Annotated in this window: 2 protein-coding genes; one reads left to right on the top strand and one right to left on the bottom strand. The window is 74.2% G+C overall.

The genetic code is table 11. The features are described 5' to 3' along the window. On the top strand, positions 1-962 hold a 962-nt coding region (locus tag EAO70_RS34945), incomplete at its 5' end, for a hypothetical protein (RefSeq protein ID WP_261993202.1). A 4-nt stretch (positions 963-966) separates the two neighbouring features. Here the strand turns inward: EAO70_RS34945 and EAO70_RS34940 are convergent. Then, complete coding sequence (locus tag EAO70_RS34940; RefSeq protein WP_148006835.1) at positions 967-2,028, bottom strand: serine hydrolase domain-containing protein; 1,062 nt, start codon at positions 2,026-2,028, stop codon at positions 967-969. Positions 2,029-2,030: the final 2 nt, after the last annotated feature.

The following is a 2,030-nucleotide window of genomic DNA, read 5'->3' as shown; positions in this document are numbered from 1 at the left end:
CCCCCCACACCGGCCGGGCGCAACGCCTGGCCTCCGCCGCGCAGTTGAGGGCCCAGGGCATTCCCGCCGGCGAGGTGGCCGCGCGGTGCCGGCCGGGCGCCTGGCAGCAGCTCCTCCCCGGCGTCTTCCTGCTCCAGCCGGGAGCGCCCACCAGCGAGGACCGGCTCCACGCCGCCCTCCTGTACGCCCGCGGGAACGGGGCGGTCCCCCCACAGGGCCCCGAGCCGATGATCACCGGACTCGCCGCGCTGGCCCTGCACCGCTTCTCCGCCGCCCCGACCCTCACCGCCCTGGAGCGGATCGACGTCCTGGTCCCCCGCACCCGGCGGCTGCGCTCCACCGGGTGGGTGCGGGTGGTGCGCGCCGCCGACTCCCCCGAGCCGGTGGAGCTGACGGGCCTCCCGGTGGCCCCGGTCGCCCGGGCCGTCGCCGACGCGGTGTCCGGGCTCTCGGAGCCGGAGACCGTACGCCGCCTGCTGACCGAGGCGGTACGCGGCGGGCACTGCGAACCGGGGACAGTCGTGCGCGAGTTGAGCCGCGCCCGGCTCCTCACCCGGCCGCACGTGGTGGACGCGGTGGACGCGCTGCTCGCCGAGGGGCGCTCGTGCTCCGAGGGGCGCCTGTACGAGATGGTGCGGGACTTCGCGCTGCCGGACCCGGTGTGGAACGTGGACCTGCGGCTGCCCGGCGGCCCGCACCTGGGCGGGGTGGACGCCTACTGGCCCGACCAGGCCGTCGCCGTCGAGCTGGACACCCGGGCGCCGCGGCAGGACGAGGACGCGCTCTGGTCCGAGTACACCCGCAAGCGGGAGCACCTGGAGCGGCTCGGCATCACGGTCGTCCACCTCACCCCGCGCAAGCTGCGCGAGGCGATGGAGCAGCAGGCCACCGTGGTGCGTACGGCCCTGATGGCCGCGTCCGACCGGCAGCCCGCCGCGTACGTCGTCGTCCTGCCGCGGTGAGGGGTCAGCGCTTGGGCGTGACGCCGCAGAACTCGGCCTCCAGGACGCTGTTGCCGTCGCCCGTCCAGTCGGCGTTGAAGTTCATGGCGAGGGAGTGCCCGCCGTCGCGGGTGGTGTGGGCCTCGGAGGTGGAACCGTGGATGCCTCCGCCGTGCCCCCAGATCTCCTTGCCGCAGCTGAGCTTCTGCTTCATGAGTCCGAGCCCGTAACCGAGGCCGGGGAGTTCGGGCGACACCGGGACGGTGGCGGTCATCTCCCTCATCTCGGCCTTCGGGAGCAGCCGGCCCTTGAGCAGGGCGCGATAGAAGGTCTGGAGGTCGTGGGAGTCGGAGATCATCTCGCCGGCGGCGTAGGCGAGGGTGGGGCTGAGCCGGCTGACGTCGTGGACCTGGGCGTCCGGGTCCTCGGAGAGGGTGGACCAGGCGGGGGAGCTCGGCTTCGGCATCCGCACGTCGGTGCCGGGGACGCTCGTGGCGCGGAGCTTGAGCGGCTTGATGACGCGGTTCTCGACGGCCTTGCCGTAGGGGCGGCCGGTGACCCTCTCGATGACCATGCCGGCGAGTACGTAGTTGGTGTTGGAGTAGTTCCAGCCGGTGCCGGGGGCGAAGTCCGGTGCGTGGGTCATGGCGATGCCGACCAGTTGACGCGGGGTCCAGCGGTCGTAGCGGTGCTCCAGGAAGCCGGGGCCGAAGACCTTCTCCTGGAAGCCGGGGTCGGAGGTGACGCTGTAGACGCCGCTGGTGTGGTTGAGCAGCTGGCGGACGGTGATCTTCCGGCCGTCGTGGCCGTTGCCGCGAACGACGCCGGGCAGCCACTTCTCGACCGGGTCGTCGAGGTCGAGCCGGCCTTCGGCCTGGAGCTGGAGGAGGACGGTGGCGACGAAGGTCTTGGTGATGGAGCCGACGCGGAAACGGTCCTTCCCGCCCCGCTCGCCGGCGGTGCCGGTCCAGTCGCCGCGGCCGTCGCGTGCCTGGGCGACGGCCCCGGGGACGCCGGAGTCGACGGCGGCCCGGAGCGCCGCCCGGGTGGCGGCGTGGTCGCGCGCCGGGGCGGGGGCCGCCGCCAGGG

The sequence above is a fragment of the Streptomyces sp. adm13(2018) genome, assembly GCF_008042145.1.
In the GTDB taxonomy this organism is placed as follows: Bacteria; Actinomycetota; Actinomycetes; order Streptomycetales; family Streptomycetaceae; genus Streptomyces.
This window is presented reverse-complemented; position numbering and strand designations above follow the sequence as displayed.